We start from the raw sequence: 16,183 nt of genomic DNA, 5'->3' as shown, positions 1-16,183 counted from the left end.
ATTACGTCTTTATGCAGTTTAAACTTTGGAAACATGTAGGCTCATTTTGCCCTGCCAAGATAGGAAACAATAGTTAAACCTGAAAACAGCTATAGTTTAGAAGAACTTCCGGAAAACCCATAACAGCAACGAAAGCAGTGCGCTCAGCAGCAGCATAGTGGTGATGGGGAAATAAACTCTGACATTTTTCCTTTCCACTTTTACATCGCCGGGCAGGTTGCCAAACCAGTTCAGCTTGTCGCCTGCAAACCAAACCAGTAACCCGACTACAACTATAACCACACCAACTATAACTATATATTTTCCAGCAGGCTGCATATTTTAAAAACTAAGGCTGGTTCCTACTCCAAAGCTCATAATATCCCAGGCTGTTACGGTTTTATCTTTTACGGCCGAGGTTACGATAAGGTCATAGGTTCCTACTTCGCCATACAAGCTGATCTCTTTAAAATGACCAACATCAATGCGCTTGTTTATAGCTGTGCCCAACCCACCTGTCATCCTGAAACTACTTATCCACCAGTAATAATTCTCGGGATATGAACTGTCCCATGAAGACGAGAACTGGCTACGGAAATGGTAACTGACTGCAAGATTAGCTCGAAGTGGTGTAAGAGTAAAATCGTTCCCGAGTTCTACTTTCTTTAAGGGTTTATAAATCACTTTAAAGGAGAGAAGGTGCAGTGCTTCTTCCGCATCAAACCGGGGAACGTACCCATACAATAATTCTGCATTGAGTTTATCATGCAAAAATTTATAGTTTGCGCCACCCGAAAACATACCCAGGTTACCGGCATATTGCAGTGTTAACGCATCGGGAGCATACCATTTTCGTTTTTTTGTATCTGTGCTGTCAGATAGGGTACCGGCAGTACTTGTAAAGGCTGCTACTGAAAAGGTAAAAAAAAGCAGCAGTTGTTTTATAGTCGCTTTCAAGGTATTAAATTTTTACGCGTTCAAATGACACCTTATCCCCTGCCACTGTAAAAACAATGTACTCCAGCTTTTCAGTAGAGCCAGCTATAAGGTGAGGAACAGTGCTGTTTTCGGGGGTATAAAACTGGTAGGTATGGCTGTGCCCGTGCAACGAGAAACTAACATTGTACTGGCTCAGGAGGCGTTCATAAATTTCAGCTTTTTCCTTACCAAATTCGTTGCTGATAGGTGCGATATGAGACATTACGAAAACATGATCGTAGCTGGCTGCATCTTTCAGTTCATTTTCGAGCCACACCAGGTCAGGCACTTTTTTATCGAACTCCAGGTAGTTGGTGTTCAGAAGAATAAACTTTTTATTGGCTACTTTAAAGCTGATGTCGAATTTGCCATACATCGCCTGAAAAACCTCTTTGCCATTATTGATTGCATCGTGGTTGCCAACTACCGCCACATACGGCATTTTCAGTTTTTTAAATTCGTCGTTCACCATCGTAAATTCCTTTACCAGCCCGAAATCAGTGATATCGCCGCCCAGTAACAGGAAATCTGCATCAGGAAAATTACGGTTAATGTGACTTACCAGTATTTCATTCTCTTCATAAAAACCCTGTGTATCGGCGATGAGTATAAATCGCAGGACTTCGGAAGGTGAAATGTTCAGTGCCTGTATCTTGTCGATATTACGCTGATTTATCTGTAGCTCATCTTTGTCGAGCCGTACTTCATAGGGGCTGTATTCAAACTTTTCGCAGGACAGCATTGGCAGAGCCAACACAACCATTAAAAATTTAGTGAGCCAGGCAGATAAGGAATTATTGAAATGCATAAACAAGTATATATTTGATAGTATATACCTGCAGTGCAATTATTTGTTTGGGCGGTTATTAAATAATTCTCCGGAATAGCCTAAAATCAGATATGCTTATAGTTTTTGTATTCCCACAGGCGGTAACCGGTCAGGCTTTCTACAAATAATCTGATCCTATCTTTCAGGCTGAAACGGCGGAAACTCAGGTCGTAATCAAACTGCCAGTTAATCCTGTTTATGCGGTCCTGCATAACAGCCGGGTGTGTACCTTTAAAGAGCCCCAGTGCGTCTACACCTGAATAATCAAATTCATCGGCAGTGGCAATGTTCTTTTCAACCCATTCGTCGGTATGATACAGGCGGTTAAAGCTTTTTTGTTTGTCCTGCATGGCACGCGGGTCTTTTACCCAACCATAATGGTACACAAAAGCGTCGATCAGCTTCACATTCAGCTTCACATTTTCTCCCTTCCGGAAGCCCTGCGCATCGTGGTAAGAAAAAACATCTTTCCGGTTTCTCACTATCCGTACCTCCCTGCGGTACCAGCGCGTCGATTCGCCAACAAAGTCGTAAGATCCATAGAAGTGCTTATAGTTGAACAGCAGGCCATCCACTTTCGCAACATCCTTATACTGTTCCATCGCCTTTTTTATTGCCGGCAGGTACTGCTCGTGCACTACTTCATCACCCTGTATGTAAAAGGCCCAGTCAGCATCCGGCGAGATGGCGGCAAAAGCTTTGTTGGTTTCCTCGGCCAGCACACGCCCACCCTCCCGTAACGAATCATCCCAGACAGTTTCAATGATACGGATCTTGGGGGAAGCTATACTCCGGATCAGGCCCAGCGTGTCATCTTCAGAATTGCCCACTGCAACTACTACCTCGTCGCACACCGGAAGTATAGATTTAATAGCTTCCACTACAGGGTAGTCGTACCTGATAGCATTCCGGACAAAGGTAAAACCGCTTACTTTCATGTGTAAAATGTGGCCTGATGTAAGCGTGCAATTTAGTTAAAAGGTACAGATTCCCGCATAAAAGCGTTAAATTTGAATTCTATAGTTATACCAGAAAGGATACAAGAGCTTGAAAGTTTGCATTGCTGAAAAACCGAGTGTGGCCCGCGAAATTGCCAACGTAATTGGGGCCAGAACAAAGAAGGACGGCTATTTTGAAGGTAACGGCTACCAGGTAACCTGGACGTTCGGGCACTTCTGCACCCTGCGCGAACCCGACGATTACCGCCCTGAATGGAAACGCTGGAGCATACACGACCTGCCTATGCTGCCGGAACAGTATGGCATTAAGCTGATGCAGGACAGCGGCGTGCAGAAGCAGTTCAAGATCATCAAACAACTTTTAGATAACGCCGAAGAAGTAATAAACTGCGGGGATGCCGGCCAGGAAGGAGAAGTGATTCAGCGCTGGGTACTGACCGAAGCCAAATACAGAAAACCTTTCAAACGGCTCTGGATATCGTCACTTACGGAGGAAGCCATACGACAGGGATTTGCCAAACTTCGTGAAGGTTCTGAGTTCGACTTGTTGTACCAGGCTGGTAAAAGCCGCGCCATCGGCGACTGGTTGCTTGGCTTAAATGCTACCCGTCTGTTTACGCTGAAATATGCAAACGGTAGTCGCCAGACCTTATCTATTGGTCGCGTGCAGACACCTACACTGGCCATGCTGGTTAACCGCCACCACGAGATCGCCAACTTTGTGCCGCAGCCTTTCTGGGAACTGAAAACTGTTTACCGCGATGTAACCTTTGCCAGCACCAACGGCCGTTTCCAGAAAGAGGAGGATGCCCAGAAGATTATGGAGGCCATTAAACAGGCCGAACTAACTATAACTGACGTAGAGACCAAGAAAGGAACCGAAGCACCGCGTAACCTATTCGACCTGACCTCGCTGCAGATAGAATGCAACAACAAACTGGGTATGTCTGCTGATGAGACCCTGAAAACCGTGCAGAGCCTGTACGAGAAAAAAGTGGTTTCCTATCCGCGTGTAGATACCACCTATTTGCCGGATGACATTTACCCGAAAATTCCGGGCATTTTGCAGGGATTGGACAACTATAGAAATGAAGTAGCACCGCTGCTGCAGGATAAGATCCGGAAGACCAAGAAAGTATTCAATAATAACAAAGTAACCGATCACCACGCCATTATTCCAACCGGTTCATCGGCCAACGGACTGTATGGCCGCGAAGCGGATGTATATGATATTATTACGCGTCGTTTTTTAGCAGCTTTTTACCCGGATTGTATAGTTAGTAACACAACTGTTAATGCAGAGTCGGCGGGCTATGCGTTCAGAGTTAGAGGTAAGCAAATTCTGGAACCGGGCTGGCGCGTGTTGTATGGTGCGGAAGATATTAAACCGGATGCACCTGCCAAAGAAGGCGAAGCTGAAGAAGTAACAACCGGCGTATTACCGCATTTCGATAAAGGCGAACACGGGCCGCACGAGCCTTTGCTGGAGAGGAAAATGACCAATCCGCCGAAGGAGTACACGGAAGCAACACTGCTGCGCGCCATGGAAACTGCCGGAAAACAGATGGAAGACGAAGAGCTGAAAGATGCCCTGAAAGAGAACGGAATCGGACGACCGTCAACCCGTGCTGCTATTATCGAAACACTTTATAAACGCCAGTACATCCGCAAAGACAAAAAGAAGATCATCCCGACACAAATGGGCATTGACCTGATTGGCGTGATAAAAAACCAGACACTGAAGTCGGCGGAGATGACCGGGCAATGGGAAAAGAAGCTGCGCCAGATTGAGGGTGGTGAGTTTAAAGCTGAAGCCTTTTTGCAGGAACTACAGAACTTTGTAATTAGCCTGGTGCAGGAAGTAAAATACGATACCGCCACGGTAACTATAGAACCACAGGCAAGCACCGCTGCACCGGCAAAAGCTAACACAACTATAGCCAAAACTAAAAAACCAGCCGCAGCAAAAGAGAAAACAGCAACACCAACACAGGGACTTGGCTCCTGCCCTGCCTGCCAGCAAGGCTATATTGTGAAAGGGTCGTCAGCGTATGGCTGCATCCGCTACAAAGACGGCTGCCGCTTCTTAATTCCGATTGAGCAGTTTGGCAAGCCGCTGAACGAGAAACAGGTGACCGCCCTGCTCACAAAAGGCAAAACGCCAACTATAAAAGGTTTGCAGGGTGCCGATGGGAATAGCTTTGACGGGATACTGAAACTGAATAGCCAGCAGATACAGGTAGAAGTAGCGGAAAAGAAACCTGCTGCCGACCCGTTTGCGACCTGCCCGCGATGCAAGCAAGGCAAAATGCTGAAAGGAAGTACGGCGTATGGTTGCAGTCGCTTCCGGGAAGGTTGCCAGTTTAAGGTACCATTTGAGATTGGCGGCAAAACGCTTTCTGAAAAACAGATCACCACTTTACTTACCAAAGGCAAAACAGGGAAAATTAAAGGCTTTATATCGCATAAAACCGGTAATGCCTTTGAAGCAGCGCTAACTATAAATGACCAGTGGCAGGTAGTATACCAATTCTAATCCGCCTGGCACATAAACAGAATGGGCAACTGCTATAGTTGCCCATTCTGTTTATGTATAGTAAAGTTGTTTGCCTTTATTGAAGGGTAAAATTTACCTGCTCTTCCGAAACGTTTGTACGGCCATCGGTTGCCCGAACCACCAACTGGTAGGTACCAGGTGCCAGGTTTTCAACAGAAACAAGCGTATCAAAATCAACAACATGTTTGCGTGACACTTTGCTGTATGTGATAAAACTTGTTTCATCACCTTTTACAGCAACATCTACTTTTACGGCATCCTTATCTACGGCTGTAACATAGATGCGAAGTCCCTTTGCCTGGCTTACAGACTGGTTATTAGTTGGGTTATTAATAGTTAAGCTGGGGTTAGAACCATCTGGTGCCATATTATCCTCTTCCAGCAGGTCGTCGCAACCTGATAAGGCTACTATGGCGAGCATAGAAGCCAGTATTGTTTTCAATCTCATGGTATGTATTGGCTAAAAGTTAATCTTCTCAAAGAGCTTACAACTATAAAATACCATTTAATAGTTCAAGTTCGCGCGCTTTTTAAGTGAAACCAAAGTACAAACCATTTAATTTACAGTCAATTAAGAAGAACATTATTTTTAAAAAAACCATCCAAAAGAAACTATATTGTTAGCATAGTACAATAATTCAAATAAAGGTTTGTCAGTTGTTATGTATCGTGTAATTAGCAGGTAGGTAGTTCAGCTTATTCGGTAAAAGCAGTGCATGATTTATTTGACTGAAATGGCTAAATCCCTCCGTTTACAGTGCAAAAGCTATCGTTGTAACCTGCTCATGAATACACCCGACCACTGGTTCTTCAGATAACTTAATGCTGAATGAACCGTAAAAAAGCACGTTGCATTGGCAACTGCCGGGCAGCAATTGTTTTGTATTTTTTATTAATCGAAAACCCAAAAAATCTATGAGAAGCTATGAAAACTCGGGTTACAACCCGTACAGCGACAACTATCGAACTGAGTCCAGAGGCTCGTCCGGAAATTATTATTCCGACAATTTAAATAGCAGCAGCAGTGATTATAGAAACAGAGCTAACAGAACAGGTTCTAATCTAACTACCGGCCGCGACTATAGTTCAGGCTCAGGTTATGGCAGCGGTTCTACGTATGGTCGTTCTGCCGGATCTACTGGTAGTAACTATGGCTCGGGCAGCAACTACGGTACTTCGGGCTATGGCTCTTCTGGTTACGGCTCCTCTTCTGGCTACGGCTCATCAAACTATAACAGAAACATGGGTACATCAGGCTCCCGCTACGGCAGTGACTACGACCGCAGCAGCCACGACACCTGGGACAGAGCAGGCGACAAGATCGAAAATGCATGGGATCGTACAAAAAACCGCGTTTCGAATGCCTGGGACCGCATGACAGATGATGACGATAACAGAAGCAGAAGCTCATATGGCAGCAGTTACGGTGCAGGCACTAGTCATGGCAACCGTTACGGCTCTGGCAGCTCAAACTATGGTTCATCAAACTATGGCTCTGGAAGCGCAGGTTATGGTAGTTCCAACTATGGATCAGGTTCCTCTAACTATGGCCGCGGCTCTTCTTATGGCAGCATGAGCACCGGTTATGGCTCAGGCAGCCATGACAGAGACAGAGGCTCAAGCTATGGCTCATCTAGCTACGGATCAGGCAGCTACGACAGAGACCGCAACATCAGCGACTATAGCAGAGGCTACCGCGACAGAGACGAAGACCGTGGCTTTTTTGACCGTGCCGGCGATGAGATAAAATCATGGTTCGGGGATGAAGAAGCAGAACGCAGAAGAAGAATGGATGAGATGCGAGACCGCGAACATGACACCGACTACAACCGCTATGGGAGCGGCAGATCATCGTCATCAGGCAGCTATAGCGGGCCTCCCTACTCTTACGGATCATCATCGCGCAGAGACTATGAGTGGTAGAGCTTACAACCGGCCCCGTTATTCTTACGGGTACCAATGGTAGCTTCTACATTTGAATAGTGGATGAAACTCCACAAAAAAGCCTTGCTGATTTTTGCAGCAAGGCTTTTTTATTTGCACTTTTGCTGCCCTTAAAATTTACATTATTTTAATGTAATTGATGCCTTAGCAAGGGCTACGACTGTGGAATACATAACTATCAGAAATTACACTCATGAAAAAAATTGTACTATTATTTTGCTTTTTCTCGCTCACGTTTGCAGTATCAGCACAACAGCTTGGCATTAAAGCTGGTGGCACGTATGCTACTTTCAAAGGCGATGACGCAAAGAACTATGATCACCGTGTAGGTTATGCAGCCGGCTTGTTTTATCAGCAGCACATAAACGAACTGATCGGAATACAGCTGGAAGCGATCTATACTTCCCGCGGAGCTCAGCGAGAAGCGGCCAGCACCGAAGACAGATTCAGATTAAACTATGTAGATGTTCCTTTGTTGCTGCATGTTTCGGCTGGCGGCCTGTTCTTTGACCTGGGCCCACAGGCATCGTTCATGGTTAAAGCAAAACGTGTAACCGAAACCACTAACAACAATACTACAGTTTCTACAAAAACCGATATAACAGACCATCCATATAGCATAGATCTGGGTTATGCAGCTGGTATTGGTTACCGTGGCGCAAGCAATATTGGCCTGGAGGTTCGCTATACCGGTGGTCTGAAAGATATTGATGATGAAGGACCGTTTGTAGGCCAGGAGCGTCGTAACTCTACTATTTTCCTGATGCTGAGCTACCTGTTCTATTAATAAGATTTCACGCAGAAATTGCTGATCATAAAAACAGAAAAGCCCCGGCCATAAACCGGGGCTTTTCTGTTTACTGTTGATTTTGGCTAAAAAATCAAAACAATTCGCTTTCTTTGGCTAACACTTTAATTGTATTTGTAATGCTTATGGGCTATATCCGCATTTATAGCATCTTACCTTTACAGCTACTAAAGTTAAGCGCAAACATCAAAAGCACGTTCGTTACGTTGTTTAAACTATGGCACACAACCATTCTCAAGACCACGCACATCACCACCATGGCGGCAGCAACATAAAAGTAGCTTTTTTCCTGAACCTGGGTTTTACCATACTGGAGTTTATAGGTGGTTTCTGGATAAACAGCGTTGCCGTAATGTCAGACGCCCTGCATGATCTGGGTGATTCGCTCTCCCTGGGTTTGGCCTGGTACTTCGAGAAGCTATCCAAGAAAGGGAGCGACCGTAGTTTCTCGTATGGGTACAAACGTTTCTCGCTACTGGGTGCCGTTGTTAATTCGGTTATCCTGCTGGCAGGTTCCTTTATTATCCTCTCCGAATCTATTCCACGCATCTGGAACCCGGAGCCGGTGAATGCTGTCGGCATGATCGGTTTTGCCATTTTAGGTATAGTTGTGAATGGGGCTGCGGTGCTCAGGTTAAAAGGCGATAGTTCTATAAACGAGCGGGTAGTGCGCCTGCATTTAATGGAAGATGTACTTGGCTGGGTGGCGGTGCTGGTTGGCGGTATTTTTCTTTATTTTTTTAACTGGCCTGCTATTGATCCACTGTTATCGATAGGCATTACATGTTACGTACTTTACAATGTAGTAAAGAACCTGCGCCAGAGTATGAAGATACTGCTGCAGGGCACGCCCCTGAATATTAACCTCGATGAAGTGCAGAAACGGTTGCTTGCGCTACCGGAAATACAATCGATACACGACCTGCATAGCTGGACACTGGATGGAACCTACAATGTACTGACACTACACGCTGTAATATCAGAAAACCTGCTCTTGGAGCAAACTGAAACTATAAAAACCAGGATTCGGGAATTAATGGCTGACCTGGCTGTGCAACATGTAACAGTAGAGCTGGAAGTGCCGGGGTATGAGTGCGAGCACGAGGACTGCAGTAATCCTAATTCTGATTAAGTAGTACGGCTTCGCGGATCAGCTCGCCAAAGTAGGCTTCGTCAATATCATCGGTTGTGCGGATCTTGATGTGAAAAGGCTGGCCATTGCGGCTAACCAGTCGGCGGGCCGGGTCTGAGAGCTCTTTGCCCCTGAAGAAGCCAAAGTGAATGCCACTGCGTGATGATGCGAAATAACAAACAGGACCATAGAAGAAATAACACGGGTAATCCCAGCGCACGCATTCTTCCAGGTGCGACACCGACCCCTGTATGATGCGGCGGATTTCCTGCGCCAAATGTACTTTTTCAGGATTCAGTTTCTCGATGTATTCATCCACCTGATTTGTGGTAGCCTTGGTTCTCATAGTTATCCGCAGTGGTTTGTAAGCTTGTTACTAACACCTAAATATACGGCTTTTTTAATATTATTGTCAATATTTCTGCATCTTGATATTGCTGAGGCATTCATTTTATAGTTGCTGTTTTAATCCGTCTCTCCCGGAGCTTTACCCCAGCCCGTCCCTCTCCCTTTCGAATAGGGCCCAACCCCAAAACAGGAAAGAAAATTAAAGAGGAGCCATAGTTCTATAGTTACGTAGCGCTGGCGCGAGCGACCTCGCTCGTGTCTTACGATGGGGTTGCGTCTCCTGACGCAACTGGCCCGCCAGGGGCAGGCATTGTCTGAACCGCGATTAAGGGAGATTTAAAGGATTTCTGGGATAAAGGGAATTGCTATAGTTGCAGATATAATTCTATAGTTGGCGTTTTACCCCTTCCCAGCCTTCCTCTTTAAAAGAGGGCCCCTACCCCCAAAACAGGGGAAGGAGCTTTTGAGCTGTCGCTATAGTTCAGGTTACTGTTTTATAGTTGCTGTTTTAACCCACCCCTGCCCCTCCCAAGAGGGGAATTCCGGCTGTTGCTATAGTTGGTTTTATAGTTCTATAGTTTCCGTTTGTCATCCCCCTGCCCCCTTCAAAGGGGGCTTTCTGCTACTGCTTGCCCTACTGTCATTTCGACTATAAGGAGAAATCTGAATTAGCTATAGTTGCAGTCCAGCCACAGACAGGACAGGTTTACCTGTCCCTACGAAAATATAACCACGATAAAGCGATGCAACTATAGCAATTCAAACTATAGCAACTATAGCTATCGAACTGATCACAGTCTTTGGGTTGAGCGCCTTTGCTTTGTTGCGGTGTCGTCAGGCAACCCGAGCAGAGCGAGGGTAGCAAGAAAGCAGCAGCGCGATGCCCGAAGACGGGGCCTCCCGGCCGTGAGGGCACCAAAGCTAACTATAGAACTATAGGTAAGTAAAGCTCCCAGGATTAAAGAAGGCTATGAAGGAAAAGGCTAGGTTTGAAAAGTAGAGTGGCAAACTATAGAACCCAGATTTCTCCTGACGTCGAAATGACAAAAGTGAAACTATAGCACACATAAGATCCTTCGGCTAACGCTTAGGATAACAAACCAGGAACTATAGACTCAGATTTCTCACTTTGCTCGAAATGACAGAGGAAAGCTATATCATAGGAAAACTATAAATGTGTTAAAAGCCTTTGTTCCAACTCATCCAACTGGCAAAAACCCTTTGCGATCAGCTGTGCACCATACCGGGTCTGGAGGTAAACACTTGGGAAATTAGTAGCCCCCAAACTGGCAATAAAATCAAACTCATTATCTAACTGCTGCATCACTTCATCCGACTCAAACAAAGCAAGAAACAGATTCTCTGATACACCAAAAATTCCGGCAATACGCACCAGGACTGCTGTGTCTTTCAGATCCAGGCCATCGGCAAAGAAAGCCGAATGCATGGCACGAAGTACCTCCAGGGTTAGTACCGGCTTTAGCAAACGCATACATAACAAAGCCCTGCAGGCGGGTTCGGTAGCAAATATGTAGTTTTTTTGCAGGAAAAACCGGAAATCAAACGGGAGGTGTGTTCGTTGCTGCACCCAGTGCCAGTTGGTAGCCAGGCGCTCCCGTTCTTCGCGGGTAAGTGGCTCTGTGGCATATGCCTGCAGGTTGCCTACCTGCACCTGCACCTGTAACCTGCCCCGCCACAAGGCGGCCAGCCTGCGCACCACAGCTGTAAAACCATAGCACCAGGCACACATCGGGTTGGTAACGTACATTATAGCAGGTGTTGTAGCAGACTGTACCATAAACTAAGCTGTTCTTGTGTTGCCTATAGTGTACCAGAGCAGGTGCAGGTAGGTTTTATGAATTGAACGGAAGACGGTTATTTGTATCGGTGTTTCAGCCTTAAAAATTAAATAGTTGTTAAAGAAAATGAATCCGTTATTCTACTTATAGATCATTTTTACGGACATGCCTCCGTCTATAGTTATACTTTGACCGGTAATAAAACCTGCTTTATCGGAGCAAAGAAAAAGGGCTGCTTCGGCTACATCTTCCGGGGTACCCACCTTGCCAACCGGGTGCTGTTCTTTGTCGTCTTTGGTGTGCTGCGGTTTATATTTCCGGCTTTTTTTCTGCCACTCTCCTGTTTCTATCCAGCCAGGTGCAATGGCATTTACTCTTATCCTGTCCTGGGCCAGGCTTATGGCAAGCGAATGGGTTAGCGCTTCAAGGCCGCCTTTAGAGGCAGAATAGGCAAACGTATTGGGTTCCGACATAAACGCCCGCGTGCTGCTTATATTGAGTATGGCCCCATGTTCAGCTTTACGCAATAGCGGTAAACTATACTTGCAACACAGCACCGGACCACGCAGATTAACTGCCAGAATGCTATCAAACTCCGAAAGCAGCATTTCATCCAGATCGCCTATGAACGGATCAGCGATGCCAGCATTGTTAATGAGCACATCCAATTGCGTATAGTTCTCCCCTACCTGCTGCATCAACGCTGCCACTTCATGCTCCTGACTGATGTCGCAAGCCATAAAAACAACCTTCAGCTTCTCTTTCAGCAATCTTTCCACAGCTTCCTGTCCGGCTTCTTTATCGGCATCGGTTATAACTACATTTGCACCCTCGCGGGCAAAAGCCTGCGCCATGCCCAGGCTAATGCCTTGCGCACCTCCGGTTATTAAAACGGTTTTATTTTTATAGTATGCAGTGGTCATAAATCCTTAGATGTGTATGGTATACTAACTATAGTTTAGCCTTTGGGTTATCAATAACAAGCATAAGGTATAGATTTTATAAAATATTTCATCCACGATACTTGACATTACGTAAAGGATTATTAACTTTGAAACTCAAAGCACTTTAAACATGAACCAACAGCAAGACCAATTAGCAGAACTGCACGAGATCCGAAAGATCATGGATCGCTCTTCCCGGTTTATTTCGCTTAGCGGACTTTCGGGCGTAGCAGCGGGTGTTTCGGCGCTATTGGGGGCAGCGGTTGTGAAGTGGTACCTGGTTACGCATAATATAGTATACAATGAGATCATGGGGCTTACGCTTACAAGAGAAGCCATCTTTTTTATACTATCGGTAGCGGGCATCGTGTTTATACTTGCGCTTAGCTCGGCTACGTATTTTACGGCACGAAATGCAAAAAAGAACAGCCACCGCGTCTGGGATAGCAAAACGGAGCGCATGCTGATAAACCTGTTTATACCGTTGGCAGCTGGCGGCGTTTTTTGTGCCGTGTTGTTCTATCATGATCTGCTGTATCTGGTGGCTCCGGTAATGCTTATATTTTATGGTTTTGCTTTGCTGAACGCCAGCAAGTATACCCTGAGCGACATTCGGTATCTGGGAATAATGGAGATTGTAGTTGGGCTTGTAGCCAGCTTTTTTGTGGGGTATGGTTTATTAGCCTGGACATTGGGCTTTGGAGTACTGCACATTGTGTATGGTACGCTGGTGTACTTCAAATACGAACGCTAGCAGACCTGTGAAAGATTATCTTGAAAATATAAACAAGGCCTTCGAAAGTAAGGCAAGACTAGGCATTATGTCGGTGTTGATGGTGGAAGACCGTGTGGACTTTAGTACACTGAAAGATACCCTGCAATTAACAGACGGGAACCTTGCCAGCCACTTGCGTGCCCTGGAAGAAGCGGATTATCTGCGTGTAGAAAAACAGTTTGTAGGCCGCAAGCCGAACACCACCTACCACGCAACTGAGGCCGGCCGCAAAGCTTTTAATAACCATTTAGATGCACTGGAGCAGCTGATTTTAAACAACCGGAAAGACAACTGATATTTTTTTTGCAGATTAACTTTGCATTTCAAAGTACTTTAAGAATCTAAAAATTTTAAACACGATTCCCATGAAAGAAAAAAGTGAATACCAAAACCAGCCGGTTCATCCGGTAGCAGTAGGAAAACTGATGCTGATAGGCGCAGGAGTAGGTTTGTTTGTAAGCCTGTTCTTCGTGCTTGGAGGAGAGCCTGAACCGAACTGGCCTCAACTATGGTGGATAAGACCAGTGCTTGTTGTTCCGGCTGCAGGAGCACTTGGCGGATTGTTCTATTACAACATGGACCATCTGCGGGCTCAGGGTGGCTGGAGAGAGATAATAGCCTATTTAATCAGCCTGGTGGTATTTATGATTGTGCTCTGGCTCGGGACTGTTCTGGGGTTAGCAGGCACTATGTGGGACTAGCCACTCTCCTGCTCATCTACCTCAAAAACATCGGGTTAACCTTAAAACCACAATGGCATGACAACCGAAGAAAAACTCCCGCATGAAACAGCAGCCAACGACGGCTTTACTGCGCCAACGATCATCAGCTGGACTTTTGGCCTGCTCTTTTTTACCATAGGCATCGTGAACTGCTTCTGGGGAAACGACCCGGGTTTCGGGATTTTTATAGTACTGCTTTCCCTCCTCTATTTCCTTCCTGTAAATGATGATATCGTCCGGAAAATGACTGGCTTTACGATTCCTAAAATGTGGTTAGTAAAGACATTGGTGGGGCTCTTTATTATCTGGGCGGCCACGGGCGTGGGTGAACTATTCGATAAGGTCGAGTTGATGACAAATTCATTCTAAACTATAGTAACAATAACTAAAACAATTTTAAAACTTAAAACAGAATAATTATGGTAACGCAAAACAAAAGACTTATCGGTATTGTGCTCGGAGTAGCACTTATTCTATCTATTCCGCTGATAGCGATGCAGTTTACAAATGAAGTAGACTGGGGTGTGTTTGATTTTATTGTGATGGGCGTGCTGCTGCTCAGTACGGGGCTGGTGGTAGAGCTGGTAATCAGGAAAGTACGAAACAGGGATTATCGCATTGGCCTGATTGCTTTGGCATTGGTGGTGCTCTTCCTGATCTGGGCTGAACTGGCAGTCGGTATTTTCGGGTCGCCATTTGCCGGAAGCTGAGCTTAAACCAGAAGTTAAAAGACTAAAGTAAACTGAAATTCATACAACATTAAAACTAAAAGCTCATGGAAAATAAAATGGCATCGGATAACAAACCAACTATATGGAATATTGCCGGCTGGCTCTTTGGACTCCTCGTTATCATAATCGGCATTCTGAATCTGTTCCTGGTGCATCCTGTTCCGGGAATTGCCTACCTGCTCATCTCGCTGATTTACCTTCCGCCTGTCAATACCTATTTCAGAAAGAAGCTTGGTTTTGCGCTTCCCGCTATAGTTAAGATCATATTGGGCATCGTGCTGATCATGTTTACCCTGGGTGTAAGTGATCTGGGAGATATGATCGATAAACTATAGAACCAGGGAATTAACAGGTTCAGGCAAACTATACTTTCTACAGCACAGAAGCATCAGCCATGAAAAACGAAATACGAACCCATCTCAACGACCCGGGCCAGCTCGAAAAACTATACCGAAACAACCGGGCACCTTTTACACAGGAGTTCAGAGCAATTTACCCCGACCTGAAAGGCAACCCGCTTGCAGATTTCTGGCACGAACGTCTCCGTTACGAGAGCGACGATATTTCCTGGGGCACCCGACGGGATCTGCTGCTGGTAGTATTGGCATCTTTGGTGGCAGGATTAATAGCCAAAATACCGGCTTACCTGCCTGTAGAGGAAGAATTTTTTTATTCCCGCAACATCGGCTTCATCGTTTTCCCACTGCTGACGGCTTACTTTGCCTGGAAGAACAACCTGCAAACAAACAGGATCGTGCTACTTGCCGCTACTATAGTTGTGTCACTGATCTATATTAACCTGCTGCCCGGCACAACAGAAAGTGATACGCTGATGCTTGCGTGTCTGCATCTTCCGTTGCTGCTCTGGGCAGTGCTGGGCGCTGCCTATACCGGCAATGAATTCGGCAACTATAGCAGGCGGCTGGGGTATCTTAAGTTCAATGGTGATTTGCTGGTAATGACGGCGCTACTGGTAATTGCCGGCGTGCTCCTGACAGGCATTACCATTGGCCTTTTCGCCATTATCGGTCTGCAGATTGAGCAGTTTTATGCGGAATATATTGCCGTGTTCGGGGCTGCTGCCATCCCTGTAGTTGCCACGCACCTTACCCAAACCAACCCCCAACTGGTAAACAAAGTATCTCCGGTCATCGCCAAAATTTTCAGTCCGCTGGTGCTCATCATGCTAACCGTTTACCTCATCGCAATTCCCTTCTCCGGCAAAGATCCTTACAACGACCGCGATTTCCTGATCCTGTTCAATGTGCTGCTGATTGGCGTAATGGCACTTATCTTTTTCTCGATTGCCGATAACTCCGGGAAAGAGCGGGACGCTACCAGTACCTGGATCCTGTTTTTGCTGGCTATAGTTACTATTGTTGTAAACAGCATTGCCTTGTCGGCTATCATGTTCCGGATCTCGGAATGGGGTATTACGCCAAACAGGCTGGCTGTTTTGGGCAGCAACATCCTGATACTATTTAACCTGATTCTGGTTACCGGCTCCCTTTTCAGGGCAATTAACAAAAAAGCTGACATTGCCAGTTTAGGCAGAGCCATTGCCGCTTACCTTCCGGTGTATTTTATCTGGGTGGTTATCGTGGTGTTCCTCTTCCCGGTGCTGTTCGGGTTTAAGTAAATAGCAGTACTTAAAACTACTCCCTTACCACTTCCAAAA

At 45.8% G+C, this 16,183-nt stretch carries 20 protein-coding genes; 12 read left to right on the top strand and 8 right to left on the bottom strand.

The window, feature by feature from the left end:
* Positions 1-96: 96 nt before the first annotated feature.
* From GSQ66_RS01580 to GSQ66_RS01565, 4 genes are all read right to left on the bottom strand, one after another.
* On the bottom strand, positions 97-318 hold the full coding sequence (locus GSQ66_RS01580) for a DUF2905 domain-containing protein (protein WP_162425847.1): 222 nt from the start codon (positions 316-318) through the stop codon (positions 97-99).
* A gap of 3 nt (positions 319-321) precedes the next feature.
* Complete coding sequence (locus tag GSQ66_RS01575; RefSeq protein WP_162425846.1) at positions 322-936, bottom strand: hypothetical protein; 615 nt, start codon at positions 934-936, stop codon at positions 322-324.
* A 4-nt stretch (positions 937-940) separates the two neighbouring features.
* A complete protein-coding gene (locus GSQ66_RS01570) occupies positions 941-1,765 on the bottom strand; it encodes a metallophosphoesterase family protein (protein ID WP_162425845.1) in 825 nt (274 codons plus the stop codon).
* Positions 1,766-1,851: 86 nt separating this feature from the next.
* On the bottom strand, positions 1,852-2,724 hold the full coding sequence (locus tag GSQ66_RS01565) for a glycosyltransferase family protein (protein WP_162425844.1): 873 nt from the start codon (positions 2,722-2,724) through the stop codon (positions 1,852-1,854).
* Positions 2,725-2,833: 109 nt separating this feature from the next.
* Between GSQ66_RS01565 and GSQ66_RS01560 the strand changes: the two genes are divergently transcribed.
* Positions 2,834-5,281: a type IA DNA topoisomerase gene (locus tag GSQ66_RS01560; protein WP_162425843.1), complete on the top strand. Its 2,448-nt coding sequence runs from the start codon at positions 2,834-2,836 to the stop codon at positions 5,279-5,281.
* 76 nt (positions 5,282-5,357) lie between these two features.
* Here GSQ66_RS01560 and GSQ66_RS01555 read toward each other — a convergent pair whose 3' ends face one another.
* Positions 5,358-5,750, bottom strand: a complete 393-nt coding sequence (locus tag GSQ66_RS01555) for an Ig-like domain-containing protein (RefSeq protein WP_162425842.1) — start codon at positions 5,748-5,750, stop codon at positions 5,358-5,360.
* A gap of 467 nt (positions 5,751-6,217) precedes the next feature.
* Between GSQ66_RS01555 and GSQ66_RS01550 the strand changes: the two genes are divergently transcribed.
* The 4 genes from GSQ66_RS01550 (at position 6,218) to GSQ66_RS01535 (ending at position 9,186) form a co-directional block, all read left to right on the top strand.
* A complete protein-coding gene (locus tag GSQ66_RS01550; protein WP_162425841.1) occupies positions 6,218-7,225 on the top strand; it encodes an SWFGD domain-containing protein in 1,008 nt (335 codons plus the stop codon).
* A 214-nt stretch (positions 7,226-7,439) separates the two neighbouring features.
* Positions 7,440-8,033 (top strand): porin family protein, encoded by a 594-nt coding sequence (locus tag GSQ66_RS01545; RefSeq protein ID WP_162425840.1) that lies wholly within the window; start codon positions 7,440-7,442, stop codon positions 8,031-8,033.
* A 113-nt stretch (positions 8,034-8,146) separates the two neighbouring features.
* Positions 8,147-8,329 (top strand): hypothetical protein, encoded by a 183-nt coding sequence (locus GSQ66_RS01540; RefSeq protein WP_162425839.1) that lies wholly within the window; start codon positions 8,147-8,149, stop codon positions 8,327-8,329.
* Positions 8,272-9,186 (top strand): cation diffusion facilitator family transporter, encoded by a 915-nt coding sequence (locus tag GSQ66_RS01535; protein WP_162425838.1) that lies wholly within the window; start codon positions 8,272-8,274, stop codon positions 9,184-9,186. Before GSQ66_RS01540 ends, GSQ66_RS01535 begins: the two co-directional genes overlap by 58 nt.
* Here GSQ66_RS01535 and GSQ66_RS01530 read toward each other — a convergent pair.
* The 3 genes from GSQ66_RS01530 to GSQ66_RS01520 all read right to left on the bottom strand — a co-directional run bounded on the left by GSQ66_RS01530 (position 9,173) and on the right by GSQ66_RS01520 (position 12,256).
* The gene (locus GSQ66_RS01530; RefSeq protein WP_162425837.1) at positions 9,173-9,532 is read right to left on the bottom strand and encodes a DUF1801 domain-containing protein; all 360 of its coding nucleotides are present in this window, start codon (positions 9,530-9,532) and stop codon (positions 9,173-9,175) included. The genes GSQ66_RS01535 and GSQ66_RS01530 overlap by 14 nt on opposite strands.
* Before the next feature lie 1,170 nt (positions 9,533-10,702).
* Positions 10,703-11,332, bottom strand: coding sequence for a DsbA family protein (locus GSQ66_RS01525; RefSeq protein ID WP_162425836.1), 630 nt, complete (start codon positions 11,330-11,332; stop codon positions 10,703-10,705).
* A gap of 141 nt (positions 11,333-11,473) precedes the next feature.
* Entirely contained in the window at positions 11,474-12,256 is a 783-nt protein-coding gene (locus GSQ66_RS01520) for an SDR family NAD(P)-dependent oxidoreductase (RefSeq protein ID WP_162425835.1), read from the bottom strand.
* Between the two features lie 151 nt (positions 12,257-12,407).
* Between GSQ66_RS01520 and GSQ66_RS01515 the strand changes: the two genes are divergently transcribed.
* The 7 genes from GSQ66_RS01515 to GSQ66_RS01485 all read left to right on the top strand — a co-directional run bounded on the left by GSQ66_RS01515 (position 12,408) and on the right by GSQ66_RS01485 (position 16,144).
* A complete protein-coding gene (locus GSQ66_RS01515) occupies positions 12,408-13,031 on the top strand; it encodes a hypothetical protein (RefSeq protein ID WP_162425834.1) in 624 nt (207 codons plus the stop codon).
* A gap of 7 nt (positions 13,032-13,038) precedes the next feature.
* Positions 13,039-13,347 carry a winged helix-turn-helix domain-containing protein gene (locus tag GSQ66_RS01510; protein ID WP_162425833.1) on the top strand — a complete coding sequence of 103 codons (309 nt, stop codon included), beginning with the start codon at positions 13,039-13,041 and terminating at the stop codon, positions 13,345-13,347.
* 70 nt (positions 13,348-13,417) lie between these two features.
* On the top strand, positions 13,418-13,753 hold the full coding sequence (locus GSQ66_RS01505; RefSeq protein ID WP_162425832.1) for a potassium transporter KefB: 336 nt from the start codon (positions 13,418-13,420) through the stop codon (positions 13,751-13,753).
* A gap of 57 nt (positions 13,754-13,810) precedes the next feature.
* Entirely contained in the window at positions 13,811-14,143 is a 333-nt protein-coding gene (locus GSQ66_RS01500) for a hypothetical protein (RefSeq protein WP_162425831.1), read from the top strand.
* Between the two features lie 50 nt (positions 14,144-14,193).
* A complete protein-coding gene (locus tag GSQ66_RS01495; protein ID WP_162425830.1) occupies positions 14,194-14,484 on the top strand; it encodes a hypothetical protein in 291 nt (96 codons plus the stop codon).
* Positions 14,485-14,549: 65 nt separating this feature from the next.
* Positions 14,550-14,840: a hypothetical protein gene (locus tag GSQ66_RS01490; RefSeq protein ID WP_238395778.1), complete on the top strand. Its 291-nt coding sequence runs from the start codon at positions 14,550-14,552 to the stop codon at positions 14,838-14,840.
* Positions 14,841-14,899: 59 nt separating this feature from the next.
* Positions 14,900-16,144, top strand: a complete 1,245-nt coding sequence (locus GSQ66_RS01485; RefSeq protein WP_162425829.1) for a DUF4153 domain-containing protein — start codon at positions 14,900-14,902, stop codon at positions 16,142-16,144.
* The last annotated feature ends 39 nt before the right edge of the window (positions 16,145-16,183 follow it).

It is taken from the genome of Pontibacter pudoricolor, from assembly GCF_010092985.1.
In the GTDB taxonomy this organism is placed as follows: domain Bacteria; phylum Bacteroidota; class Bacteroidia; order Cytophagales; family Hymenobacteraceae; genus Pontibacter; species Pontibacter pudoricolor.
The sequence above is the reverse complement of the archived record's forward strand: the minus strand, read 5'-3'. Positions and strand labels throughout refer to the sequence as shown.

Bases quoted from the DNA above. Each gene is read 5' to 3' on its own strand.
- GSQ66_RS01580 (WP_162425847.1), bottom strand. From the start codon at position 318: ATGCAGCCTGCTGGAAAATATATAGTTATAGTTGGTGTGGTTATAGTT.
- GSQ66_RS01570 (WP_162425845.1), bottom strand. From the start codon at position 1,765: ATGCATTTCAATAATTCCTTATCTGCCTGGCTCACTAAATTTTTAATG.
- GSQ66_RS01565 (WP_162425844.1), bottom strand. From the start codon at position 2,724: ATGAAAGTAAGCGGTTTTACCTTTGTCCGGAATGCTATCAGGTACGAC.
- GSQ66_RS01555 (WP_162425842.1), bottom strand. From the start codon at position 5,750: ATGAGATTGAAAACAATACTGGCTTCTATGCTCGCCATAGTAGCCTTA.
- GSQ66_RS01550 (WP_162425841.1), top strand. From the start codon at position 6,218: ATGAGAAGCTATGAAAACTCGGGTTACAACCCGTACAGCGACAACTAT.
- GSQ66_RS01545 (WP_162425840.1), top strand. From the start codon at position 7,440: ATGAAAAAAATTGTACTATTATTTTGCTTTTTCTCGCTCACGTTTGCA.
- GSQ66_RS01535 (WP_162425838.1), top strand. From the start codon at position 8,272: ATGGCACACAACCATTCTCAAGACCACGCACATCACCACCATGGCGGC.
- GSQ66_RS01530 (WP_162425837.1), bottom strand. From the start codon at position 9,532: ATGAGAACCAAGGCTACCACAAATCAGGTGGATGAATACATCGAGAAA.
- GSQ66_RS01525 (WP_162425836.1), bottom strand. From the start codon at position 11,332: ATGGTACAGTCTGCTACAACACCTGCTATAATGTACGTTACCAACCCG.
- GSQ66_RS01520 (WP_162425835.1), bottom strand. From the start codon at position 12,256: ATGACCACTGCATACTATAAAAATAAAACCGTTTTAATAACCGGAGGT.
- GSQ66_RS01515 (WP_162425834.1), top strand. From the start codon at position 12,408: ATGAACCAACAGCAAGACCAATTAGCAGAACTGCACGAGATCCGAAAG.
- GSQ66_RS01505 (WP_162425832.1), top strand. From the start codon at position 13,418: ATGAAAGAAAAAAGTGAATACCAAAACCAGCCGGTTCATCCGGTAGCA.
- GSQ66_RS01500 (WP_162425831.1), top strand. From the start codon at position 13,811: ATGACAACCGAAGAAAAACTCCCGCATGAAACAGCAGCCAACGACGGC.
- GSQ66_RS01495 (WP_162425830.1), top strand. From the start codon at position 14,194: ATGGTAACGCAAAACAAAAGACTTATCGGTATTGTGCTCGGAGTAGCA.
- GSQ66_RS01490 (WP_238395778.1), top strand. From the start codon at position 14,550: ATGGAAAATAAAATGGCATCGGATAACAAACCAACTATATGGAATATT.
- GSQ66_RS01485 (WP_162425829.1), top strand. From the start codon at position 14,900: ATGAAAAACGAAATACGAACCCATCTCAACGACCCGGGCCAGCTCGAA.